The organism is Noviluteimonas lactosilytica (genome assembly GCF_020866925.1).
GTDB classification, from domain to species: Bacteria; Pseudomonadota; Gammaproteobacteria; order Xanthomonadales; family Xanthomonadaceae; genus Noviluteimonas; species Noviluteimonas lactosilytica.
This window is the reverse complement of sequence record NZ_JAJGAK010000002.1, coordinates 296,826-319,098: the sequence shown is the minus strand read 5'-3', so window position 1 is coordinate 319,098 and position 22,273 is coordinate 296,826. Positions and strand designations below refer to the sequence as shown.

Here is a 22,273-nt window from a genome sequence, read left to right as displayed (position 1 = left end):
ATCGCGACAGCCTGATCGCCGCGACTTCGAAGTGCCCATCCGCCAACTCCCCGACACCCTGATCAACCAGATTGCTGCAGGCGAGGTCGTCGAGCGGCCGGCGTCGGTGGTGAAGGAACTGGTCGAGAACGCGCTCGACGCGGGCGCGCGCCGGATCGAGATCGATCTCGAGGAAGGCGGCATCCGCCTGGTGCGCGTGCGCGACGACGGCGGGGGCATTCCGCCGGAGGAGTTGCCGCTCGCGGTGTCGCGCCACGCGACGTCGAAGATCGCGTCGCTCGACGATCTCGAAGCGGTGGCGACGCTCGGTTTCCGCGGTGAAGCCCTGCCTTCGATCGCGTCCGTGAGCCGCTTCGTGCTCGCATCGCGCCGCTTCGACGGCGACCACGGCGCGGCGTTGCACGTCGACGGCGGGCGCATCGGCGAGGTCGCGCCGAAGGCGCATCCGCAGGGCACCACCGTCGAAGTGCGCGACCTGTTCTACAACGTGCCCGCGCGCCGCAAGTTCCTGCGCGCCGAGCGCACCGAGCTCGGCCACATCGAGGAATGGCTGCGTTCGCTCGCGCTCGCGCGGCCGGATGTCGAATTGCGCGTCTCGCACAACGGTCGCCCCGCGCGCCGTTACCGCGGCGATCTCGTGTCGGAAGGCGGCGGGCCCGCTTCGACCGATCGCCTGCTCGAAACGCTCGGCGAGGAATTCGCGAAGCACGCGATGCGCGTCGAACATGCCGGCGCGGGCCTGCGCCTGCACGGCTGGATCGCGCAACCGGTCTACAACCGCGCGAGCGCCGATCAACAGTATCTCTACGTCAACGGTCGCGCGGTGCGCGATCGCAACGTCGCGCACGCGGTGAAGCAGGCCTTCGCCGACGTGCTGTTCCATGGGCGGCAGCCGGCGTACGTGCTCTTCCTCGAACTCGATCCGCGCACGGTCGACGTCAACGTGCATCCGGCCAAGCACGAGGTGCGCTTCCGCGAACAACGCCTGGTGCACGACTTCGTGTATCGCACGCTGCACGCGGCGCTCGCGGAAACGCGCGCGGGTGCGGCGGTCGAAGCGCAGCCCGTTGCCGAAACAACGTCGCGCACGTGGGTCGGCCCGTCCTGGGGCGGGCCTGCGTTCACCGGCGCCGACCAATCCGGCCTCTCGCTGCGCATGGCCGACGCACCGGCCGCCTACGCCGCGCTGTACGCGAACAACGACAGCGACGTCGCACTCGCAGACGCGCCGATGCGTTTCGCGCAACCGATGCCCATGCCGGAAGCGCGCGACGACGCCGCGCCGCCGCTCGGCTTCGCGATCGCGCAGTTGCACGGCATCTACATCCTCGCCGAGAACGCGGAGGGCCTGGTCGTCGTCGACATGCACGCCGCGCACGAACGCATCGGCTACGAGAAACTCAAGCACGCGCACGACGGCGCAGGCCTGCGCACGCAGCCACTGCTGGTGCCGATGACGGTCGCGGTGTCCGAGCGCGAAGCCGACGTCGCCGAGCGCGAAACGACGACGCTCGCGGCGCTCGGTTTCGAACTCACGCGTGGCGGCCCCGGTGCGCTGATCCTGCGCAGCGTGCCCGCGCTGCTCGCCGACGGCGACGTCGAAGCGCTGCTGCGCGACGTGCTCGCCGACCTGCGCGAACACGGCGAAACGCGCCGCATCGGCGCCGCGCGCGACGAACTGCTCGCGACGATGGCCTGCCACGGCGCGGTGCGCGCCAACCGGCGGCTCACCCTCGCCGAAATGAACGCGTTGCTGCGCGAGATGGAAGCGACCGAACGCTCCGGCCAATGCAACCACGGTCGGCCGACGTGGACGCGCTTCGCGCTGGGCGACATCGACAAATGGTTCCTGCGAGGACGTTGAGCATGGGGAAGCTGGGCGCCGTTGCACTGTTGGCGATCGCGGGTACGCTCGCGTTGGGTGCATGCAATCGCGAAGACGAGGAAGCCGCCGCGCGTCGCGCCGCCGAAGCGCGCGCACGCGCGTTCGCCGCGCAGGAAAAACCTTGGCGCGATGCGCGCGCCGCCAAACTCACCGCGCCGGAAGGCTGGACGAGCGTGATCGGCCTGCATTGGATCGACCGCGGCGCGCATTACGCGGGCAGCGCGCCGGGGAACGGGTTCGTGATCGGGAAGGGCCCCGCGCAACTGGGCATGTTCGATCTCGACAAGGCGGGCAAGGTGCGCTTCGTGCCCGCATCGGGCGTCGCGCTCACCCTCGACGGTGCACCGCTCACCGGTGCAACCGTGCTGAAGACCGATGCCGACGACGGCGGCCCGGACAAGCTCGGCTTCGACGACGGCAAGGGCGTGGCGACGATCATCAAGCGCGGCGATCGCGTCGCGTTGCGCGTCAAGCACGCCGACGCCGATGCGCGCGCCCGGTTCAAGGGCATCGACTACTGGGCCGGCGGCCCGGAATGGAAGGTCGACGCGCGTTACGTGCCGCATCCGGCGGGCACGACGTTGCCGATCGTCAACATCGTCAACATGGTCGAACAGGTATCGAACCCCGGCGCCGTGGAGTTCACGCGCGACGGCAAGACGCATCGCCTGGAAGTGCTCGACCAGGGCGAACCGACGCTGTTCCTCGTCTACGCCGATCGCACCAGCGGCCACGGCAGTTATCCCGCCGGCCGTTACCTCGACATCGCGCGCCCCGGCGCCGACGGCAAGGTCGTCATCGATTTCAATCGCGGCGAAAACCCGCCGTGCGCGTTCACCGCGTTCGCCACCTGTCCGTTGCCGCCGACCGCGAACCGACTCGACCTCGCGGTCGAAGCGGGCGAGCGCGTCTACGTCGCCAAACACTGATCGAGGATCGCTTCATGCGCCGCACCTGGCTCGCTGCCGCCACGTTCGCTGTCCTGCTGCCGCTGATCGGCGCGAGTTCGTTCGCTGCCGACTCCGCGAAATCCGCGAAATCCGCGCAGCCCGCCGCGAAGACCACGCCCGTGCCGCTGTTGTGGAAGGTGTCCGACAAGGACAACAGCGTGTACCTGCTCGGCTCCTTCCACATGCTGCGCGCCGACGACTATCCGCTGTCGAAGGATGTCGACGCCGCGTACGCGGATGCGGAAGAAGTGGTGTTCGAAATGCCGCCCGAAGAGATCATGTCGAAGGAGCTCAGCGCGCAGATGGCGATGGCCGCGTTGCGCACCGACGGCACGACGCTCAGCGACGACCTCACGCCGGACCTCGCGCGGCAGTTGTCCGCATGGACCGACAAGAATGCGTCGGCGCTCGCCACCAACGGCATGTCGCCCAAGATGCTGCAGATGCTCGACCCGTGGTTCGTGGGCCTCGCGATCACGATCGTCGAAGCGCAGGGGGCGGGCTTCGAATCGGAACTCGGCCTCGACAACCACTTCGGCAAGCGCGCGAAGGACGACGGCAAGCGCACGGCCGGCATGGAAACCGGCGCGCAGCAACTGGAGATGCTCGACGGCATGAGCCGCGAGGAACAACTGCAGATGCTCGCCGAATCGCTGGACCCCGACGACGGCGGCCGCGCGGGCCTGCGCAAGCTGCACGACATGTGGCGTCGCGGCGACGCGAAGCTGCTCTGGTCGAACATGGGCGCCGACTTCCTGGCCGAATACCCCGCGCTCTACAAGCGCATCAACGTCGAACGCAACGACGCGTGGGTGCCGAAGATCGCCTCGCGCCTCGACGCGCCCGGCACCGACGACACGCTGGTCGTCGTCGGCACGCTGCACCTGCTCGGCAAGGACGGCGTGACCGAAAAGCTGAAGGCGAAGGGCTACAAGGTCGAGCGCATCTGCTCGGCCTGCAAGCCGTAGAGCAAAACAGGGGTCAGAGCACCATTTCCGGAGCGACCGTGGCCACGCTGATGCCGATGCTCAATGTCCCCGATATCCGCGCCAGTGTCGCGTGGTACACGGGCATCGCCTTTACCGTGGTCGACACCGCGGACGACGACGGCGAGATGACGTGGGCGATGCTCGCGTACGGCGACGACGCGCGGGTGATGTTCAACTGCGGCGGCCGCGCGAGCGATGCGCCGCGGCGCGACGCGGACCTGTACCTCGAAGTCGAAGGCGTCGACGCGCTGTTCGCGAAGTTGCCGCCGGGCGTGGTCCTGTTCGAAGGCCCGCACGACACCTTCTACGGCATGCGCGAGTTCATCATTCGCGACAACAACGGCTTCTGGCTGACGTTCGGCGAGCAGATCGCCCGGGCCATCGACCGCAAAAGGGGCTGAATGCGATTCCGTCATCCCGGGTGGGGCCCGGTCGCGCGGTTGTTCGATTGGCTCGCGAACCAGCGCGCGCTCGCGAGGTTGCGACGCGCGGTCTTCGCCCGCCTTCCGTTCCTACGCCAGGAAAGCGACGTGCACGACGTGGTGTATCTCAATTGGGTCGTGCTTCTCGAACGCGTGCGGCCGCTCGTGCCCGACGGCGTGCGCATCGCCGAACGCGGTGGCCACGCGATCCTGACGGTGCTGACCTACGCGCACAAGCATTTCGGTCCCGCCTTCCTCGGGCAGTGGCGCGGTATCTGCCCGTCGCCGCTGCAGAGCAATTGGCGGCTGTATGTCGAAACGATCGACGGGGTCGCGCCCGCGCAGCCGACCGTGCTGTTCCTCGCCAACGTGTTCGACAGCACGGCGTATGCGGTCGGGACGCGGTGTTTCAGTGATGCGTTGCCCTCGCATGTCGCCGAGCGTTTCAGGCACGACGTCGAACGCGATCGCATCGTGACGCGCATCGAGGGCGGCGCGGGAAGTGCGCCGTCGTTGTCGAGCGTCGTCGCACGCAGCGACGAACGTGGCTTGCCGGCGGCGTACCAGGCGTGGTTCGACACGTGGGAGCAGGCCATCGCCGCGCTGAGCCTGCAGGACGCCGCGATTGCTGCGGTGCCCGGCCTGCAACGCAATGCGATCGCGGGCATCGATCTGCCGATCGACCTGGCCCAGGTGCAACCCTTGCGCGTCGTCGAGTTCGCGCCAGGCGAGTGGCTCCAGTCGCTCGGCGCGACGTCGGCGCCGTTCGCATTCGGCGTGCCGTGGGTGCACTTTCGCGTGCTGTGGGAGCGCGTGCTCCAGCCAGGCGGGACTTAGGCGCCGACCATCACGATGCAATCCACCGGGCACGCGGGCACGCACAGCTCGCAGCCGGTGCACAGCGGTTCGATGACGGTGTGCATGCGCTTGCTGCCGCCGACGATCGCATCGACGGGGCAGGCCTGGATGCACTTGGTGCAGCCGATGCAGTCTTCCTCGATGACGAGCGCGACGATCGGCGGCTTGTGTTCGCCGCGGGTGCGGTCGAAGGGTTGCGGCGCGACGTCGAGGATCTTCGCCAGCGCGCGTGCGCCGGCATCGCCGCCGGGCGGACAACGATCGATGCCGGCCTCGCCGCGCGCCATCGCTTCGGCGTAGGGACGGCAACCCGCGAATCCGCATTGGCCGCACTGCGTCTGCGGCAGCACGCGGTCGAGGCGTTCGACGAGGTCGATGCCGATGTCGGCCGCGCGACTCACGTGCGTCGCTTACTTGACGGGCGCACCCGCGGGTGCGTCCTGCGCGTCGAGCAGGTGCAGCGCACCGCCGTCGACGCCGGCCGAGAGGATCATCCCTTCGCTCGTGCCGAAGCGCATCTTGCGCGGCGCGAGGTTGGCGATGAACACGACATTGCGACCGACCAGCGACGCAGGGTCGCCGTAGGACGCACGGATGCCCGAGAAGATCTGGCGCTTGCCGAGTTCGCCCGCGTCGAGTTCGAAGCGCAGCAGCTTGTCGGAGCCTTCGACGAATTCGCACGCGAGCACTTTCGCGACGCGCAGGTCGAGCTTCGCGAAGTCGTCGATGCCGATCGTCGCGGCGGCGACGGGCTGTGCGGCGACGGGCTGCGCGGCGACGGGCTGCGCGGCGGGGGCGAGGGTGTCCTTGCTGGCTTCGGTCATCTGGTCGATTTGTTTCGGATCGATGCGGGTGAACAACGGCACGTAGGCGTCGATGCGGTGCGCGAGCAGCGGCTGCGCGACGTCTTCCCAGCGCGACACGGGCGCGCGCAGGAAACCTTCGGCGCGCTGCGCGAGCAGCGGCAGCACCGGCTTGAGCATCGTGACGAGCACGCGGAAGAGATTGATGCCCTGCGTGCACGCGGCCTGCAGCTGCGCATCGCTGCCTTCCTGCTTGGCGAGCACCCACGGCTTGGTTTCGTCGATGTAACGATTGGCCTCGTCGGCGAGCGCCATCACCTGGCGCAGCACGCTGGCGGGCTGGTTCGCTTCGTAGGCATCGCGTATGTGCGGGATCGCGTCGACGAAGCGCGCGTACATCGCCGGCTCCGGCAACGCATCGGCGAGCTGGCCGCCGAAGCGCTTGTCGATGAAGCCCGCGCAGCGGCTCGCGAGGTTCACGAACTTGCCGACGAGATCGCTGTTCACGCGCGCGACGAAGTCGTGCAGGTTGAGGTCGAGGTCGTCGACGCCGCCGCCGGATTTCGCGGCGAAGTAGTAGCGCAGCGCTTCGGGATCCAGGCCCGAGTCGAGGTACGTGCGCGCCATGACGAACGTGCCGCGCGACTTCGACATCTTCGCGCCGTCGACGGTGAGGTACCCGTTGACGTGCAGCTTCGTCGGCGCGCGGAAACCCGCGCCGTGCAGCACCGCCGGCCAGAACAGGCCGTGGAAGTTCACGATGTCCTTGCCGATGAAGTGGTGCAGCTCGGCTTCGCTGTCGTGCGCGAGGTAGCGCATGAAGTTGTCGCCGTCGCGTTCGCACAACACCTGCAACGCGGAGAGGTAACCGATCGGCGCGTCGAGCCAGACGTAGAAATACTTGCCCGGGTGGCCCGGGATCTCGAAGCCGAAGTAGGGCGAGTCGCGCGAGATGTCCCACGCGCGCAGGCCGCCTTCGGCGTCGAGCCATTCGAGCAGCTTGGCCTTCACGCCCGGGATCGCGACGTCGCCGGCGAGCCACTGGCGCAGGAAGTCGCTGAAGGTGCCGACTTCGAAGAAGAAATGCTCGGAGTCGCGCACCTCGGGCGTGGCGCCGCTGAGTACCGAGCGCGGTTCCTTGAGGTCGGTCGGCGCGTAGGTCGCGCCGCAGTTCTCGCAGTTGTCGCCGTACTGGTCGGGCGTTCCGCAATTCGGGCAGATGCCCTTGATGTAGCGGTCGGGAAGGAACATGCCCTTCGCCGGATCGTAGAACTGCGCGACCGAGCGGCGCGCGATGTGGCCCGTCGCGTCAAGGCGCGCGTAGATCGCTTCGGTGAGCGCGCGGTTGGCCTGCGAGTTCGTCGAGTCGTAGTGGTCGAAGGCGACGTGGAAGTCGGCGAAGTCGCGTTCGTGCTGCGCCTGAATGCCCGCGATGTAGGTCTCCGGCGTCATGCCCGCCTTTTCGGCGGCGAGCATGATCGGCGTGCCGTGGGTGTCGTCGGCGCAGACGAAGCGCACGGCGTCGCCGGCCATGCGCCGCGCGCGCACCCAGATGTCACCCTGGACGTAGCCCACCAGGTGGCCGAGGTGCAGGGGACCGTTGGCGTAGGGCAGGGCGCAGGAAACGGCGACGTGACGTGGCATGGCGCGTGCGTTCGAAGGGGCCGGCGATTATGGCACGGCCACGAAAAAGCCCGGCTTTCGCCGGGCTTTCGCGTGGGGTCGGAGCATGTTTCCCGGCGTTGCCGGAAAATGTGCTCTGACCCCTGTTCTTGCTCTTCGCGCTTTACTCGACGCGTTCCCACTTGCCCGTGCGGCAGAACATCAGCTTGCAGCCGGTGATCTCGAGGTGCTTGCCGTCGGCGCTGGCCTTGACGCTCTTGACCTTGAAGCTGTCGCCGGTCGAGGGCTTGAAGCCCTTGCCGCCGCCCCACGTGCCTTCGTCCTGCTTCACGTCCCAGAACACGAGCATGCCCTGGATCGGCTTGCCCTTGTCCTTGCCGTCGCACTTGTCGCAGGTGGCGTTCGGGGTGTTCAGCGTCTCGACGACCTTGGCGGCGATCCCGCCGTTCTTGGTGCGGTAGACCTCGGTGATCGACATCGCCTTGCCGGTCTCGTCGTCGAAGGTCTTCCACTTGCCGATGACCGGATCCGGCGACTGGGCCGAGGCCGCGAACACGGCGGCGAGCAGCGGCAACGCCAGCAGGGTGGCGAAGAAATTGGTGCGCATGGTCCCCTCCCAGGGATCTGTGGTCGTCCTCGTTCGCGGGACGAACGCCGCTCTTATACCGCATCCGGCGGCGTACGGAATGCGCAGCGCGACTACAATATCGCGCTTCCTTTACCTGTCCGACATGTAGTTGACGACATGACGCCGCTCGAATCCCGCATCGCCGCCCTCCGCGACCCCGCGGCGGGCCTCTCGCTCGCCGAAACCGGCGCACGAATCCGCGCCGCAGCGGCCGACGGCCATGCCGCGGTCGCGATCACGCTGGGGTATCCGGCGGCGAGTTGGCGCGACGCGCTGCAGGCGCAGGTCGTGCAGGCGGTCGCCGACGAAGGCCTGCAACTGGCGAGCCTGGAGCTGCAGCACCGCATCGACGCGCATGCGCCGCAGGGCGAACTCGTGCCGCTGCCGCGCATCCGCAACGTCATCGCGGTGGGCTCGGGCAAGGGCGGCGTCGGCAAGTCGACCACCGCGGTGAACCTCGCGCTCGCATTGGCGGGCGAGGGCGCGCGCGTGGGCGTGCTCGACGCCGACGTCTACGGCCCGAGCATCCCGACCATGCTCGGCCTCGCGGGCCGGCCCGACAGCCCCGACGGCAAGGCGATCGAACCGATGCGCGCGCACGGCATCGACGCGATGTCGATCGGCCTGATGGTCGAGCAGGACACGCCGATGATCTGGCGCGGCCCGATGGCGACCTCCGCGCTCACGCAGTTGCTCGAACAGACGCTGTGGGGCAGCGACGGACAACTCGATTACCTGATCGTCGACCTGCCGCCGGGCACCGGCGACATCCAGCTCACGCTCGCACAGAAGATCCCCGTCGCCGGCGCCGTGGTGGTGACGACGCCGCAGGACGTGGCCACGCTCGATGCGCGCAAGGCGCTGCGCATGTTCGAAAAGGTCAACGTGCCCGTGCTGGGCCTGGTCGAGAACATGGCCGTGCACGTGTGCAGCAACTGCGGGCACGTCGAACACCTGTTCGGCCACGGCGGCGGCGAACGCATCGCCGCGCAATACCACGTGCCGCTGCTCGGCTCGCTGCCGCTGGACATCGGCATCCGCGAACAGGGCGATGCCGGCACGCCGTTCGTGGTCTCGGCCCCGGAGTCGGCGGTCGCCGTTGCCTACCGCGCGACCGCGCGCCGCATGGCCGCGGAACTGGCCCGCCGGCCGAAGGCGCGGGTGAGTTTGGGGGCGCAGCTGCTCTAGCGCGACAGGGAAACGGGAAACTCGGGAAACGGGAGTTCGACCGGCGCTTCGGCTCGCAAGCCCGTCGGCCGAAGGGGCCATAACCTCCCGTTTCCCGTGTTTCCCGTTTCCCGCTTCTTCCCCCACAATCCCGACTCTTCAATCCCCGCAGGCGACGCCCCATCCGATGAGCATCAAGAGCGACCGCTGGATCCGCCGCATGGCCGAACAGCACGGCATGATCGAGCCGTTCGAACCGGGCCAGGTGAAGCACGCGGCCGACGGCCACCGCATCGTCAGCTACGGCACGTCGTCGTACGGCTACGACGTGCGCTGCTCGCGCGAGTTCAAGGTGTTCACCAACATCAACTCGACGATCGTCGACCCGAAGCACTTCGACTCCGGCAGCTTCGTCGACATCGAATCCGACGTCTGCATCATCCCGCCGAATTCCTTCGCGCTCGCGCGCACCGTCGAATTCTTCCGCATCCCGCGCGACACGCTCGTCGTGTGCCTGGGCAAGAGCACGTACGCGCGCTGCGGCATCATCGTCAACGTCACGCCGCTCGAGCCGGAATGGGAAGGCCACGTGACGCTCGAGTTCAGCAACACCACGCCGCTGCCGGCGCGCATCTACGCGAACGAAGGCGTCGCGCAGATGCTGTTCTTCCAGTCCGACGAAGTGTGCGAGACCTCGTACAAGGATCGCGGCGGCAAGTACCAGGGCCAGACGGGCGTGACGCTGCCGCGCACGTAGTGCGGGGAAACGGGAAACGAAGAGCGGGAAACGAAGAGCGGGAAACGGGAGGGAGGCGTTCGCCGTCAATTCGCTGTCGATGCGTCGAAGATCGACCTTCGACTCGTCGAAAACGATGTCCCGTCGACCTGTCCCTCCCGTTTCCCGCTTCTCGTTTCCCGTTTCCCTCAGGGCTTCTGGTACGTCACGAAGAAGCCCTGCAAATCGCCGTTTTCGATATACGGCTCGACGCTGACCACTTTGTAGCCGCGCACGGCGAATGCCTGGTGCGCCTTGCTCAGCGAGTTCGCCGCGCCCTGGTTGCGGAAGCCCCAGCTCGCGTCGACCCAGATCGTGGTCGCGAGCAGGTTGTTCTTCACCGCTTCCTGCGCGGCGGATTCGGGATTCTTGTCGAACAGGCCGGCCTGCGCGGGCAGGGCGGACACGGCGGCGACTGCCAGGGCAGCGGCCAGGAACAGCTTGCGCATCGATGGACTCCGGGAACGTTGGGCTAGGAACGTTCGCCAATTGTGTCGCGCAACAGCTGAATCCGCTCGATCAGCGCTTCGGGCGCATAGGGTTGCGCCGCGGCCATCCCCCACACCGGGCGCGGCCACGCGATGTCCTCCTGGTAGCGCGCGATCACGTGCACGTGCAGTTGCGGCACCAGGTTGCCGAGCGCGGCGACGTTGAGCTTGTGCGGGCGGAACACCTGCAACGCGCGGCCCGCGCGATCGATTTCCTGCATCAGCGCACGTTGCTGCCCCTCATCGAGGTCGGTGACTTCCACCGCTTCGGCCACGCGCGGCACGAGGATCAGCCACGGATGGTTGGCATCGTCCATCAGGCGCACATCGCACAACGGCCACGACGCAACCGGATGCGTGTCGTCGGCGAGTTGCGGATGCAGGTGCCAGGGTTGCTGCTGCGCTTGCGCGTTCATCGCAATTGGTCTTCGAGGAATTCGGTCGTGCGCTGCCAGGCGAGGGTCGCTGCGGCTTCGTTGTAGACCTTCGGATCGACGTCGCGGTTGAACGCGTGGCCCGCGCCTTCGTACACGAACACGCGCGCCTGCGGCTGCTTCTCGCGATGCGTTTCGATGTCGGCCTGCGGAATGCTCGGATCGTCGGCGCCGAAGTGGAACATGAGCCCCGCGTTCGCCGATTCGTCGATGAAGGGCATCGAGCGCGCGCCGTAATAACCGACCGCAGGCAACGAGAGCCGCGTCGCGCACAGGAAGGCGAGGCTGCCGCCCCAGCAGAAGCCGACCGCGCCCACGCGCAGGCCTTCCATCTGCAGCTTCTCGGCGGCGGCGTTGAGGATATCCATCGCACGGTCGGTGCCCAATGCGCTCACCAGCGCTCGCGCGCGCTGGATGCCCGCATCGTCATAGCCGAGTTCGACGCCGTGCTCGACCGGATCGAACAGCGAGGGCGCGAGCGCGACGAACCCCGCGTCGGCCAGGCGTTCGGCGACGCTGCGGATGTGCGCGTTCACGCCGAAGATCTCCTGGATCACCAGCACCGCGCCCTTCGACGGCCCCGGCGGTTCCGCGCGCCACGCGCGCACCGGCCCGTGCGGGGTCTCGATCTCGGTCCATCCCTGCATGGCGGGGGCCTCCTGGCGCGGCGGGTTCCTGAATCCTACTCCTCGGCGGCCGGTGCGGCGGTCGTGCGAAGCGGCCGTAGCGCACGCTTCAGCACCTATAATCCGCGGCCTTCCGCACGTCCTCGGTCCGCAGCTCCATGTCCACCGCCACCAAGCCCAAGTCCGCCAGCCAGGGAGGCAAGGTCGGGTTCGTCAGCCTCGGGTGCCCGAAGGCGCTCGTCGACTCCGAACGCATCCTCACCCAGCTCAAGGTCGAGGGTTACGACATCGTGCAGTCGTACGACGACGCCGACGTCGTCGTGGTGAACACGTGCGGCTTCATCGACTCGGCGGTGACCGAATCGCTCGACGCGATCGGCGAAGCGATGGCGGAGAACGGCAAGGTGATCGTCACCGGGTGTCTCGGCAAGAAGCCCGAGCAGATCCGCGAAGCGCACCCGGACGTGCTGTCGATCAGCGGTCCGCAGGACTACCAGTCGGTGATGGAAGCGGTGCACGCGGTGCGCCCGCCGTCGCACGATCCGTTCCTCGACCTCGTGCCGGATTACGGCCTCAAACTGACGCCGAAGCATTACGCGTACCTCAAGATCTCAGAAGGCTGCAATCACCGTTGCAGCTTCTGCATCATCCCGTCGATGCGCGGCGACCTCGTGTCGCGCCCGGTCGACGACGTGCTGCGCGAAGCCGAAAAGCTCGCGATGGGCGGCGTGCGCGAGTTGCTCGTCATCTCGCAGGACACGTCGGCCTACGGCGTCGACGTGAAGTACGCCGAGCGCACCTGGCGCAACAAGCAGTACCAGACGCGCATGAAGGCGCTGTGCGAAGGCCTGTCGGAACTCGGCCTATGGACGCGCCTGCATTACGTGTACCCGTATCCGCACGTCGACGACATCATTCCGCTGATGGCCGACGGCAAGTTGCTGCCGTACCTCGACATCCCGTTCCAGCACGCGAGCCCGCGCATCCTCAAGCTCATGAAGCGTCCGGGTGCGGTGGAGAAGACCCTCGAGCGCGTGCAGCGCTGGCGCGAAATCGCGCCGGAACTGGCGATCCGTTCGACCTTCATCGTCGGCTTCCCCGGCGAGACGGAAGAAGAATTCGAAACGCTGCTCGACTTCCTCGACGAAGCGCAGCTCGACCGCGTCGGCGCGTTCGCGTACTCGCCCGTCGACGGCGCGACGGCGAATGCGTTGCCCGATCCGGTGCCGGAAGCAGTGAAGCAGGAGCGCCTGGCGCGCTTCATGGAACGGCAGGCGACGATTTCCGCCGCGCGCCTGGAAGCGAAGGTCGGCACCGTGCAGAAGTGCCTGGTCGATGCGATCGATGGCGAGCTCGCGATCGCGCGTTCGCGTTTCGACGCGCCGGAGATCGATGGCCTGGTGCAGATCCAGGATGGGCGCGAGGCGGGGCTGAAGCCCGGCGAGTTCGTGGATGTCGAGATTCTTGGCAGCGACGAGCACGATCTGTATGGGGAAGTGGTCTACTGACGAAGCAGGGGAAACGGGAAACGAAAAGCGGGAAACGGGAAATCGGCACCCACTTCGGCTGACGGTCCCGTCGCCCGAAGCAGAGGTCGATTTCCCGTTTCCCGCTTTTTGTTTCCCGTTTCCCGCTCTCAGTACTGCACATCCACGATGAAGTAACGCGCAGCCCCGCCCGGCAGCATCGCCTCGAACTCATCATCGATGCGCTTCTTCAGCATCGCGCGCGCCAGCGGGGAGTCGACGCTGATCCAGCCGAGTTTCGCGTCGGTCTCGTCGGGGCCGACGATGCGGTAGCGCTGCGTCTCGCCGCTGACCGAGTGTTCGATCTCGACGGTCGCGCCGAAGAACACGGCCTCGCGATCCGATGGCGGCGCTTCGACGACGCGCAACGCTTCCAGGCGCTTCGACAGATAGCGCACGCGCCGATCGATCTCGCCGAGCTGCTTCTTGCGATAGGTGTACTCGGCGTTCTCCGAGCGATCGCCCTCGGCGGCCGCGGCCGCGAGCGCGCGCACGACCTCGGGTCGGCGCCCGCGCCAGAGGTCGTCGAGCTCGGCCTTCAGGCGCGCGTGGCCCTCGCGCGTGATCAGCGCGGTCGCTTTCTCGGCAGGGGGGCGCCAGCGGCCCATGTGCGTCCTCGTCCCAATCGTCCGACGCTTATGCCAAGCTCGCGCCCATCGATCAAGGCCGACGGACCGACCTGCATGCTCCTGCTGCCGCTGCACCGCCCGCTGATGCGCGCCACCTTTCCCGTCGTCACCGCGCTGCTCGTGGTGGTCAACGTGTTCGTCTACTTCGGCTGGCAGTCGGGGGACAACGCGCGGATCGCGGAGGTGGTCGAGGATTACGCGCACTCGCGCCTGGGCGAGATCGAAGCGCCCGCGTACGAGCGCTGGCTCATCGATCGCGGCGGTCGCGGCGATGCGGTCGAGGAATACCGCGACGCGGAAGACGACGAGGCGCGCCGCGCCCTCGTGGCGACCAACGCCTTGTTCGACCCCGAGTTCGTGCCCGCGATGGAAACCGGCCGCTGGTTCCCCGATGGCGCGACGTTCGCCGAATGGCGCACGCTGCGGCCGGCGTACGACGAGACGCTCGGCGACATCTTCACCCTGCGCCACCTGCTGCGCGCGTCGGAGGTCTCGCCCGCGCGCATGGTGACGTCCGCGTTCCTGCACGGCGACGCGATGCACCTGTTCGGCAACATGGTGTTCCTCGTCGTGATCGGCCTGCTGGTCGAAGGCGCGCTCGGGCCGTGGCGTTTCGGCGTCGTGTACCTGCTCGGTGCGATCGGCGCGAGCGCGGCGTCGCTCGTGTTCCATTGGGGCGATGCGGCCGGCGGGCTCGGCGCTTCGGGTGCGATCGCGGCGCTGATGGGCTGCTTCTGCCTGGTGTGGGGCCTGCAGCCGGTGCGGTTCTTCTACTGGATCGGCGTGTGGTTCGACTACGTGCGCGCGCCGGCGGTGTGGTTGTTCCCGGCGTGGCTGGGGTGGGAAGTGTTCAACCTCGTGTCGCGCGACGCGTCGTCGAACGTGGCGTTCGAAGCGCACGCCGGTGGCCTGGTGTGCGGCGCCGCCATGGGCTGGATGCTGTCCGCGATGGGGCAGGTGCGCCACGAGTTCATCCGCGAGGACGCGAGCAACGATGCTGCGCCCGCGGGCGACGATCGCTGGGAACGCGCGCAGCGCCACATGGGCCGCATGCAATTGTCGGAAGCGGACCAGTTGCTCGATCAGCTCGCGACTCAAGCGCCGTGGCGCGTCGACGTGCAGGTCGCGCGCTACCGCGTCGCGTACAACGGCGCGCGCGCGGAGCAGGCGAACACACGCGCGGTGCAGGCGCTGTCGATCGACGCGCACGATGCGCAGGCCGTGCGCCTGCAGGCGGACCTGTTCGTGGAACTCGCGCGTCGCAACGCGACGGTGCCACCGACGGTGCGCCTGGCGCTCGCGCGCCGCTGCATCAACTTCGACCTGCTCGACGACGCCGAACGCGCGTTGCAGGACATCCCCGCCGACGTCGCGCCCGACGTCCAGTCGCAACTGTGGTTCGAACTCGCGCTGCGCCATCGCGACGCGGGCGCGCAGGCGGCGCACGTGCGCTGTTTACGGCATTTGTCGGAGCGACATCCGATGCAGCCGCAGGCGGTGAAGGCGCGGTTCTTGTTGGAGAATGCGTGAGGCGAAGGACGGGGAAACGGGAAACAAAGAGCGGGAAACGGGAAGGATAAGGCGTACCGATTTGCTTTCGACGAGCCGAAGGTCGGTCTTCGGGTAGTCGAAAAACTCACCTCTTCGAACTCTCTTTCCCGTTTCCCGCTGTTCGTTTCCCGTTTCCCGATTTAATCCACCATCACACGAGCGCCATCGCCGCATCGATCTTCTGCAACATCGCTTCATCCTCCGTCCGCGCCCGCGTGCGCTCGAGCAACACCTTCGCCTCGCTGCCGCGGTCGAAGCGTTCGAGCAGCAACATCGCGGCCTGCAGGCCCCAGCGCGCGGAGTCCGGGTGGCGCGGGTGCGCGTTGAACAACGCGTGCAGCGTGTCGACCGCCAGCTGCGCCTGGCCGCCGAAGCGCGCCTGTTCGGCGAGGCGTTCGCCGTGCGCGATCTCGAGCGGAACGAAGGTGGCGTCGGCGTCGAGACACTCGCGTAGCAACCCGAGCGCGCGGCGTTCCTGCTTGTCGAGCATCAGGCGATGCAGGTACTGGCGCGCGTGTTCGTTCACCGCCTCCGCGTTGCCGGCCTGCTGCAGCAGGCGGCGATACAGGTCGTGCACTTCCGGCCCCACCGCGCGCGTGTTGATTTCGCCGCGCAGCAGCGAACGCGCTTCGTCGATGCGTCCATCGCGCACGCGCGCTTCGGCTTCTGCCACCACGTCGTCCACGGACGCCGGCGTGTATTGCGATCGCAGTGCGGCCAACTGCGCGACGCCCGGGTCGAACCCGAGGGCTTCGTGCGATTGGTAAAGCAGGTAGCCCATCAGGTGGAAGGCCGAGAACAGCCCCCAGAACCCGAGCACCGTCGCCAGCCATCCCGCGACCGGCCCCGGCATGAACGCCGCGAGCCACGCGCCGGCGGTCATCGCGCTGGCCTGGATCACGAACAGCAAGCCGACCACCGCGAGGTACGGCCAGCCGATGCGCGCGACGATCGAGAACGCATTCGACGGACTCAGCGCATCGCCCAGGCTTTCGGTCATCGCGAGCGTCATCGTCAGCGCCGGCTGAAGGAACACCAGCAACGCGAGTCCGCCGAAGAAAACCACCTCGCTGCCGGTGAGCAGGCACACGCCGAGCAGGAGTCCGAGGATCAGTTGCAGGCCGAGGAAGCGCCACACGACGCCGTTGTCGACCGAGATCGCGACTTCCGGCGAATCCATGTGGCCGTCCGCGGTGCGGCGCAGCACTTCGAACGCGAACTTGTACGCGCCGACCCACATCGCGATCGACACGACCAGGCCGAGCAGCGGAATGCCGCGGAAGATCGCCGCGACCGCGAGCATCACCAGCATCACCAGCGCCGCACCGCGCACCGGGTACAGGATGATCGACGGGATGCGCTGCCAGAACGGTTCGGGCGTCGCCAGCGTGGAAGCGGGCGCGCTCATCGCGGACCGCCCGCGCGACGCAGCACCTGCGTGCCGTTGGCGGCCTGCAGCGCGTCGTTGTCGACCAGCGTGTAGACGCGGTCGGCTTCGTCCTTCGCGTCCGGATCCAGGCGCAGGCTGTGGCCGTCGGGTTCCAGCGTCCACGTGCCGGTGCTGTTGTTCGCGGCGTGCGAGCTGAGCGAGTAGGTGCCGTCGGCGGCGAACGCGACGGTCATGTTGTCGTCGGAGAACGTGCCGGCGAACGCCTTCGCATCGAACGTCGTGTGTTCGCCCGGCGCGGCGGCGTCGGACACGCCGACCGGATCGGCTGCGGTCGCGGCGACTGCAGGCGCGGCGATCGTCGCGGCCGGCGCGAGCGTGGCGGCCGCCGGTGCGACGGGCGCGGCCTCTTCGCGCTTGCACGCGGACAAGGCGAGGAGCGTGGTGATCGAAGCGGCGAGCGATAGCGTGGACAACGTGGTGCGCATGGCTTTCCCCCGAATGAAAAGTGGTGGTGCTTCAACAACTGGGGTCAGAGCACCTTTTCGCGCGCGAAAAGGTGCTCTGACCCCTGTTTTGCTCAGCGGCCCTTGCCGCCGAAGATGCTGCCGAGCACGCCGCGCAGGATCTGCCGTCCGATCTGGCTGCCCACGGTGCGTGCGGTCTGCTTGGCCATCGTTTCCACGACGCCTTGCCGGCGCTTGGTGCCGAATACGACGTCGCGGACCTTCTGGCCCATGCCGGGCTCGTCGCGTTCGTCGTCCTCGCGCGTGCGGGCCTTCGGTGCGTCGGCGCGTTCGCTTGCGACTTCGGCTTTTTTCGCGAGCATTTCCGCGGCCGAGTCGCGGTCGATCGCGTTGTCGTACTTCGCGCCGACCGGGCTGCTTGCGCGTACCTGCGCGCGTTCGGCGTCGGTGATCGCGCCCATGCGGCAACGCGGCGGCGCGATCAGCGTGCGCTCGACCGGCATCGGCACCGCGCGCGCGCCCTGCGCGTCGTGCAGCGTGGACACCAGCGCTTCGCCGACGCCGAGCGCGGAGATCGCCTTGGCGACATCCAGGTGCGGGTTTTCGACGAAGGTTTCCGCCGCCGTGCGCACCGCCTTCTGGTCGCGCGGGGTGAATGCGCGCAGCGCGTGCTGCACGCGGTTGCCGAGCTGGCCGAGGATGTCGTCCGGCACGTCGTCGGGGAATTGCGAGCAGAAGTACACGCCGACGCCCTTCGAGCGGATCAGGCGCACGACCTGTTCGACGCGCTGCTGCAATGCGGGCGGCGCGTCGTCGAACAGCAGGTGCGCTTCGTCGAAGACGAACACGAGCTTCGGTTTGTCGAGGTCGCCCACCTCAGGCAGCGTCTCGAACAATTCCGACATCAGCCACAACAGGAAACTCGAATACAGTCGCGGCTTGAGCACGAGTTGCGACGCGGCGAGCACGCCGATGACGCCGCGGCCGTCGGGCGTGGTGCGCATGAGGTCGGCGAGTTCGAGTGCGGGTTCGCCGAAGAATTGTTCGGCGCCATCCTGCTCAAGGCGCAGCAGCGCGCGCTGGATCGCACCGATCGATTGCGCGCTGACCAGGCCGTACGACGTGGAGATGTCCTTGCGCTCGTCGGCGACGATGCCGAGCAGCGCGCGCAGGTCTTCGAGGTCGAGCAGCAGCAGGCCGCGGTCGTCGGCGAGCTTGAACACGATGTCGAGCACGCCCGACTGCGTGTCGTTGAGTTCGAGGATGCGCGCGAGCAGGGTGGGGCCCATCTCGCTGACGGTCGTGCGCACCGGATGGCCGAGTTTTCCGTACAGGTCCCAGAAGATCACCGGGTTCGCGGCCGGTGCGTAATCGGCGACGCCGATCCGCGCGGCGCGATCGAGCACCTTCGCATCCGGCGTGCCCGCGACCGCGAGACCGGCGACGTCGCCCTTCACGTCGGCGAGGAAGACCGGGACGCCGAGCCGCGAGAAGCCTTCGGCCAGCGTCATCAGCGTCACCGTCTTGCCGGTGCCCGTGGCGCCGGCGACGAGGCCGTGGCGATTTCCGTACTTCGGTTCGAGCGTGACCGGGCCCCCTTCGGGGGTGGTGACCGACTTTCCGACGAGGATGGGGTCCATGCGCGCGCCTGTTCAGTGTCGGGCGATTCTAGCCGTGCGTCGGCGCGCTTCGGGCAAACCTCGAACGGGTCCGCAATTTCGCGCGCACGAAAGGTTGTCAGCCCGCGTACGCATCGGTACCTTCGACCGGCCTTTCGTCACGTCGTATTCGCATGTCCGATCAAGTTTTCCCGCGTATCGCCTCGCTGTGCGTCGCCATGTCCATGGCGCTCGCCGCTTTCGTTCCCGCCGCCCACGCCGCTTCCAAGCGCGACCAGGCGGCCGTCGAGGCGCTCGATGCGCGCATGGCCACGGCCGAGCAGCGTTACCGCGCGGCACTCGTGAAGATCGGTAACGCCGATCCGTCGGGCGGCGCGGAAAGCGACGCCGCGCTCGAGGACATGGAAGACGTCATGGCCGACTGCATGAAGCAGAAGGGTTGCTCCATGCCGACGATGCTCGCCACCTACAAGCGGCTGCTGAAGTCGCAGGCCGACGCCGAGGCGCAGGTCGCCGACGACGACGCGATGGAAGAGGAGGGAGACGACGACCACGCGACCGCGGCCATCGCCGCCGACGTGCCGGAAGCCGCGCGCGCCGCGCAGTTGCTCGCCGACGACCATCGCTTCGACAAGATGGTGCAGTACAACCCGGCCGTGCAGGCCGGCATCCGCCGCTGGCTCACCGACATGCGTCCGGCGTTGATGAGCAGCTACGAAAACTATTCGTACATGCGTTCCATGATGTGGCCGCAGTTCGAACGCGCGGGCCTGCCCGAGGCGCTGCTGTTCGGCATCATGGCGAAGGAATCCAACGGCAAGGTGCACGTGAGCTCGCGCGCCGGCGCCGCCGGCCCGATGCAGTTCATGTACGGCACCGGCAAGCGCTTCGGCCTGGGGCCCGACGGCACCGGCTTCGACACGCGCTTCGATCCGCGCGCTTCCGCCGAGGCGAGCGCGGCGTATCTCAACGAGCGCATGGGCGAACTCAATCGCAGCATCGAACTCGCGCTGGCCGCCTACAACGGCGGCGAAGGCCGCGCGTTGCGCGTGTACAACGGCGCGAACGGGCAGGGCTTCTGGGACGCGCCGGTCTACAACCAGTTCCCCGCGGAAACGCGCGACTACGTGCCGATGGTGATCGCCGCGGCGTGGCTGTTCCTGCACCCGAAGCAATACGGCCTGAGCTTCCCGAAAGTCGACGCCAAGCCCGCCACGCTGCGCCTGGCGCGCCCGGCCTCGATCTACGAACTGACGATCTGCCTCGGCAACGGCGGCACGCGCGACGGCTTCATGCGCGCGCTGCGCAATCTCAACCCGCGTTACGAAGCCGACAGCTGGCTGCCCGCCGGCGCGACGCTCAACGCGACGACGAAGATCGTCGGCCTCTACGGCCGCCATTGCGCGCAGGGTGCGCGCGCGGAACTCGCGCGCCAGCTGGTGATGAGCGATCCGACGTCGGCCGTCGTGCGCGGTACCGCCGTGGCGAGTTCCGAAGCGACAGTGCCGACCCCGGTCGCTTCCGCGGCGACGCCGAAGCCGGCCAAGCCCGCGAAAGTCACGAAGCACAAGGTCGCCCGTGGCGAAACCCTGACCGCCATCTCGAAGAAGTTCCAGTGCGACATGCGCGAACTCGCGGAAGCCAACCGCATCAAGGCGCCGCGCTACAGCATCAAGCCGGGCCAGACGTTGAAGCTGGAAGGCTGCACCGCGAACTGAAGGAGCGAAACAGGGGTCAGAGCACTTTTTCTGACCCCGCGCGAAGCCGATCCCGGACATCGCGCATCGCAGTCCTCTGATCGTTAGCTCGTCGTCACCGAACCAACATGACGCCTCCGCAACCGGAGGCCGCCATGCCACGCGCAAAACGACTCGACCTGCACGGCGTCGCGCAGCACGTCATCCAGCGGGGCAACGATCGCCAGCCCTGCTTCCACCGCGATATCGACTACATTCGGTATTTGCAGGATCTTCGCGATGCAACGTTGAAGCACGACTGTCACGTGCACGCGTATGTATTGATGACGAACCACGTGCATTTGCTGGTCACGCCCAGCGCATCAGGTGCGGTCAGTCGCTTGATGCAAGACGTCGGGCGTTCCTACGTCGGCTTTTTCAATCGCGCGACCGGGCGTACGGGCACTTTGTGGGAAGGACGGTACAAGGCAAGCCTCGTCGACAATGAGCGATACCTCATGGCCTGCTACCGCTACATCGAGCTGAACCCGGTGCGCGCAGGCCTGGTGACGAGCGCCGCGGATTATCGATGGTCGAGTTCCCGTGCCAACGCACACGGGCTGCCTGATCTGCTGGTGACGCCACATGAGGTGTTCAACCGGCTTGCATCCGACACGGATGAGCGCCGAAAGGCTTATCGCGCATTCGTGGCCGAAGCCATCCCGGACGAGGAGATGGCTGCGATTCGGTTGTACGCCCAACGCCAGCGCGCGCTTGGGTCTTCAAAATTCCAGGCGCTGGTCGAAGAACGCCTTCGGCAGCGTGCAGGGCTGGGCCGCCTCGGTCGGCCGAGAAAAAAATAGTGCTCTGACCCCTGTTTTTGCTTTTTCGCGCGGGCGTCAAACGAGCGAAGCGAGCCGCTCGCCAAGCCGCACCGGCGCCTGCGCACGCAACTTCGGTGCGAGTTCCGCCACGCCCTTCGGCAGCAGCACGATCACCGTCGACCCGTAATTGAAGCGCGCCATTTCGGCGAAGCGTTCCAGGCGGACGCCGCGTCCACGGTAGTCCTTCACCGTGATCGGGCCGCCGTACGGCGGGATCTCGATGCCGCCCCACACGGTTTCGACGCCGGAGACGAGCAGCGCGCCGACCATCACGCAGGCCATCGGTCCGAACTCGGTGTCGAAGTGGCAGACGACGCGCTCGTTGCGCGCGAACAGGCGCGACACGGTGCCGACCGCATCCACGCCGACGCTGAAGAGTCGGCCGGGGATGTGCACCGTTTCGCGCAACGTGCCGGCGAACGGCATGTGCACGCGGTGGTAATCGCGCGGCGAAAGATACACGGTGGCGAACGTGCCGCCGACGAAGGCTTGCGCCGCTTCTTCGTCGCCCAGTAGCTGCGCCGTCGAGAACCCGTGTCCTTTCGCCTGGAAGATGTGGCCCGGATCTTCGTGTTCGGCATCGCCCGCGAAGCCGATGCGGCCGCACTCGCTGATGCGCCCGTCGGCGGGCATCGCGATCGCGCGCGGATCGGGGTCGACCGTGCGTGCGCCCGGGCGCAGCGCGCGGGTGAAGAACGCATTGAAGGTGGGGTAGCGCGTCGTGTCCGGTTCGGCCGCTTCGGTCATGTCGACGTCGAACTTGTCGACGACGGTGTCGATCAGCCACTGCTTCACGCGCGGATCCGCGGAATATGCGAGCCGCCGCGCGAGCGACGACAGGAAGCGATGGGGCAGGACGTAGGTGAGGGCGGTGACGAGTTGCATC

21 protein-coding genes and 2 pseudogenes are annotated in these 22,273 nt (G+C 67.7%); 12 read left to right on the top strand and 11 right to left on the bottom strand.

The annotated features are described in order from the left end of the window. Positions 1–31: 31 nt before the first annotated feature. The 6 genes and pseudogenes from mutL to LK996_RS10650 form a co-directional block, all read left to right on the top strand. Positions 32–1,052: pseudogene (gene mutL, locus LK996_RS16775) on the top strand (DNA mismatch repair endonuclease MutL); the annotation flags it as partial. A 218-nt stretch (positions 1,053–1,270) separates the two neighbouring features. After that, positions 1,271–1,864 (top strand): annotated as a pseudogene (locus LK996_RS16770) (DNA mismatch repair MutL family protein); the annotation flags it as partial. Positions 1,865–1,866: 2 nt separating this feature from the next. Next, positions 1,867–2,814 carry a DUF1684 domain-containing protein gene (locus tag LK996_RS10665; RefSeq protein ID WP_230527157.1) on the top strand — a complete coding sequence of 316 codons (948 nt, stop codon included), beginning with the start codon at positions 1,867–1,869 and terminating at the stop codon, positions 2,812–2,814. A 14-nt stretch (positions 2,815–2,828) separates the two neighbouring features. Further along, the gene (locus LK996_RS10660; RefSeq protein ID WP_230527156.1) at positions 2,829–3,803 is read left to right on the top strand and encodes a TraB/GumN family protein; all 975 of its coding nucleotides are present in this window, start codon (positions 2,829–2,831) and stop codon (positions 3,801–3,803) included. Positions 3,804–3,841: 38 nt separating this feature from the next. Then, positions 3,842–4,225 carry a VOC family protein gene (locus LK996_RS10655; RefSeq protein ID WP_230527155.1) on the top strand — a complete coding sequence of 128 codons (384 nt, stop codon included), beginning with the start codon at positions 3,842–3,844 and terminating at the stop codon, positions 4,223–4,225. Then, on the top strand, positions 4,226–5,083 hold the full coding sequence (locus LK996_RS10650) for a DUF2071 domain-containing protein (RefSeq protein ID WP_230527154.1): 858 nt from the start codon (positions 4,226–4,228) through the stop codon (positions 5,081–5,083). Here the strand turns inward: LK996_RS10650 and rnfB are convergent. The 3 genes from rnfB to LK996_RS10635 all read right to left on the bottom strand — a co-directional run bounded on the left by rnfB (position 5,080) and on the right by LK996_RS10635 (position 8,137). Next, positions 5,080–5,505 carry an Rnf electron transport complex subunit RnfB gene (rnfB, locus tag LK996_RS10645; RefSeq protein ID WP_230527153.1) on the bottom strand — a complete coding sequence of 142 codons (426 nt, stop codon included), beginning with the start codon at positions 5,503–5,505 and terminating at the stop codon, positions 5,080–5,082. The two genes, LK996_RS10650 and rnfB, sit on opposite strands and share 4 nt — an antisense overlap. Before the next feature lie 9 nt (positions 5,506–5,514). After that, a complete protein-coding gene (gene metG / locus LK996_RS10640; protein WP_230527152.1) occupies positions 5,515–7,551 on the bottom strand; it encodes a methionine--tRNA ligase in 2,037 nt (678 codons plus the stop codon). A 142-nt stretch (positions 7,552–7,693) separates the two neighbouring features. Beyond that, complete coding sequence (locus LK996_RS10635) at positions 7,694–8,137, bottom strand: DUF2147 domain-containing protein (RefSeq protein ID WP_230527151.1); 444 nt, start codon at positions 8,135–8,137, stop codon at positions 7,694–7,696. 138 nt (positions 8,138–8,275) lie between these two features. On the opposite strand from LK996_RS10635, the gene apbC reads away from it, so the two are divergent. Both apbC and dcd read left to right on the top strand, forming a co-directional pair. Then, entirely contained in the window at positions 8,276–9,346 is a 1,071-nt protein-coding gene (apbC, locus tag LK996_RS10630; RefSeq protein WP_230527150.1) for an iron-sulfur cluster carrier protein ApbC, read from the top strand. A gap of 166 nt (positions 9,347–9,512) precedes the next feature. Then, entirely contained in the window at positions 9,513–10,082 is a 570-nt protein-coding gene (dcd, locus tag LK996_RS10625; protein WP_230527149.1) for a dCTP deaminase, read from the top strand. A gap of 167 nt (positions 10,083–10,249) precedes the next feature. On the opposite strand, the gene LK996_RS10620 is transcribed toward dcd, so the two are convergent. From LK996_RS10620 to LK996_RS10610, 3 genes are read right to left on the bottom strand one after another with little or no spacing between them, the layout of a single operon-like run. Further along, a complete protein-coding gene (locus tag LK996_RS10620; protein WP_230527148.1) occupies positions 10,250–10,549 on the bottom strand; it encodes a hypothetical protein in 300 nt (99 codons plus the stop codon). A 23-nt stretch (positions 10,550–10,572) separates the two neighbouring features. Beyond that, positions 10,573–11,004, bottom strand: a complete 432-nt coding sequence (locus tag LK996_RS10615) for an HIT domain-containing protein (RefSeq protein ID WP_230527147.1) — start codon at positions 11,002–11,004, stop codon at positions 10,573–10,575. Continuing rightward, a complete protein-coding gene (locus LK996_RS10610) occupies positions 11,001–11,669 on the bottom strand; it encodes a dienelactone hydrolase family protein (protein ID WP_230527146.1) in 669 nt (222 codons plus the stop codon). Before LK996_RS10610 ends, LK996_RS10615 begins: the two co-directional genes overlap by 4 nt. Before the next feature lie 137 nt (positions 11,670–11,806). Here LK996_RS10610 and rimO point away from each other — a divergent pair, with 137 nt between their 5' ends. Beyond that, on the top strand, positions 11,807–13,156 hold the full coding sequence (gene rimO / locus LK996_RS10605) for a 30S ribosomal protein S12 methylthiotransferase RimO (RefSeq protein ID WP_230527145.1): 1,350 nt from the start codon (positions 11,807–11,809) through the stop codon (positions 13,154–13,156). 128 nt (positions 13,157–13,284) lie between these two features. Here rimO and greB read toward each other — a convergent pair whose 3' ends face one another. Beyond that, positions 13,285–13,782, bottom strand: coding sequence for a transcription elongation factor GreB (greB, locus tag LK996_RS10600; protein ID WP_230527144.1), 498 nt, complete (start codon positions 13,780–13,782; stop codon positions 13,285–13,287). 75 nt (positions 13,783–13,857) lie between these two features. Here greB and LK996_RS10595 point away from each other — a divergent pair, with 75 nt between their 5' ends. After that, complete coding sequence (locus tag LK996_RS10595; RefSeq protein WP_230527143.1) at positions 13,858–15,333, top strand: rhomboid family intramembrane serine protease; 1,476 nt, start codon at positions 13,858–13,860, stop codon at positions 15,331–15,333. Between the two features lie 172 nt (positions 15,334–15,505). On the opposite strand, the gene LK996_RS10590 is transcribed toward LK996_RS10595, so the two are convergent. The 3 genes from LK996_RS10590 to LK996_RS10580 all read right to left on the bottom strand — a co-directional run bounded on the left by LK996_RS10590 (position 15,506) and on the right by LK996_RS10580 (position 18,848). Further along, complete coding sequence (locus LK996_RS10590) at positions 15,506–16,762, bottom strand: hypothetical protein (protein WP_230527142.1); 1,257 nt, start codon at positions 16,760–16,762, stop codon at positions 15,506–15,508. Beyond that, positions 16,759–17,229 carry a hypothetical protein gene (locus tag LK996_RS10585; protein ID WP_230527141.1) on the bottom strand — a complete coding sequence of 157 codons (471 nt, stop codon included), beginning with the start codon at positions 17,227–17,229 and terminating at the stop codon, positions 16,759–16,761. Before LK996_RS10585 ends, LK996_RS10590 begins: the two co-directional genes overlap by 4 nt. Positions 17,230–17,321: 92 nt before the next feature. Continuing rightward, entirely contained in the window at positions 17,322–18,848 is a 1,527-nt protein-coding gene (locus tag LK996_RS10580) for a helicase HerA-like domain-containing protein (protein WP_230527140.1), read from the bottom strand. Positions 18,849–19,000: 152 nt separating this feature from the next. On the opposite strand from LK996_RS10580, the gene LK996_RS10575 reads away from it, so the two are divergent. Beyond that, complete coding sequence (locus LK996_RS10575) at positions 19,001–20,545, top strand: transglycosylase SLT domain-containing protein (RefSeq protein ID WP_230527139.1); 1,545 nt, start codon at positions 19,001–19,003, stop codon at positions 20,543–20,545. A gap of 107 nt (positions 20,546–20,652) precedes the next feature. After that, positions 20,653–21,366, top strand: coding sequence for a transposase (locus LK996_RS10570; protein WP_230527138.1), 714 nt, complete (start codon positions 20,653–20,655; stop codon positions 21,364–21,366). Positions 21,367–21,402: 36 nt separating this feature from the next. Here LK996_RS10570 and asd read toward each other — a convergent pair whose 3' ends face one another. After that, positions 21,403–22,272, bottom strand: coding sequence for an archaetidylserine decarboxylase (gene asd, locus LK996_RS10565; protein ID WP_230527137.1), 870 nt, complete (start codon positions 22,270–22,272; stop codon positions 21,403–21,405). Between the last annotated feature and the right edge of the window lies 1 nt (position 22,273).

Bases quoted from the DNA above. Each gene is read 5' to 3' on its own strand.
- LK996_RS10665 (WP_230527157.1), top strand. From the start codon at position 1,867: ATGGGGAAGCTGGGCGCCGTTGCACTGTTGGCGATCGCGGGTACGCTC.
- LK996_RS10660 (WP_230527156.1), top strand. From the start codon at position 2,829: ATGCGCCGCACCTGGCTCGCTGCCGCCACGTTCGCTGTCCTGCTGCCG.
- LK996_RS10650 (WP_230527154.1), top strand. From the start codon at position 4,226: ATGCGATTCCGTCATCCCGGGTGGGGCCCGGTCGCGCGGTTGTTCGAT.
- metG (WP_230527152.1), bottom strand. From the start codon at position 7,551: ATGCCACGTCACGTCGCCGTTTCCTGCGCCCTGCCCTACGCCAACGGT.
- LK996_RS10635 (WP_230527151.1), bottom strand. From the start codon at position 8,137: ATGCGCACCAATTTCTTCGCCACCCTGCTGGCGTTGCCGCTGCTCGCC.
- apbC (WP_230527150.1), top strand. From the start codon at position 8,276: ATGACGCCGCTCGAATCCCGCATCGCCGCCCTCCGCGACCCCGCGGCG.
- dcd (WP_230527149.1), top strand. From the start codon at position 9,513: ATGAGCATCAAGAGCGACCGCTGGATCCGCCGCATGGCCGAACAGCAC.
- LK996_RS10620 (WP_230527148.1), bottom strand. From the start codon at position 10,549: ATGCGCAAGCTGTTCCTGGCCGCTGCCCTGGCAGTCGCCGCCGTGTCC.
- LK996_RS10615 (WP_230527147.1), bottom strand. From the start codon at position 11,004: ATGAACGCGCAAGCGCAGCAGCAACCCTGGCACCTGCATCCGCAACTC.
- LK996_RS10610 (WP_230527146.1), bottom strand. From the start codon at position 11,669: ATGCAGGGATGGACCGAGATCGAGACCCCGCACGGGCCGGTGCGCGCG.
- rimO (WP_230527145.1), top strand. From the start codon at position 11,807: ATGTCCACCGCCACCAAGCCCAAGTCCGCCAGCCAGGGAGGCAAGGTC.
- greB (WP_230527144.1), bottom strand. From the start codon at position 13,782: ATGGGCCGCTGGCGCCCCCCTGCCGAGAAAGCGACCGCGCTGATCACG.
- LK996_RS10595 (WP_230527143.1), top strand. From the start codon at position 13,858: ATGCTCCTGCTGCCGCTGCACCGCCCGCTGATGCGCGCCACCTTTCCC.
- LK996_RS10590 (WP_230527142.1), bottom strand. From the start codon at position 16,762: ATGAGCGCGCCCGCTTCCACGCTGGCGACGCCCGAACCGTTCTGGCAG.
- LK996_RS10585 (WP_230527141.1), bottom strand. From the start codon at position 17,229: ATGCGCACCACGTTGTCCACGCTATCGCTCGCCGCTTCGATCACCACG.
- LK996_RS10580 (WP_230527140.1), bottom strand. From the start codon at position 18,848: ATGGACCCCATCCTCGTCGGAAAGTCGGTCACCACCCCCGAAGGGGGC.
- LK996_RS10575 (WP_230527139.1), top strand. From the start codon at position 19,001: ATGTCCGATCAAGTTTTCCCGCGTATCGCCTCGCTGTGCGTCGCCATG.
- LK996_RS10570 (WP_230527138.1), top strand. From the start codon at position 20,653: ATGACGCCTCCGCAACCGGAGGCCGCCATGCCACGCGCAAAACGACTC.
- asd (WP_230527137.1), bottom strand. From the start codon at position 22,272: ATGCAACTCGTCACCGCCCTCACCTACGTCCTGCCCCATCGCTTCCTG.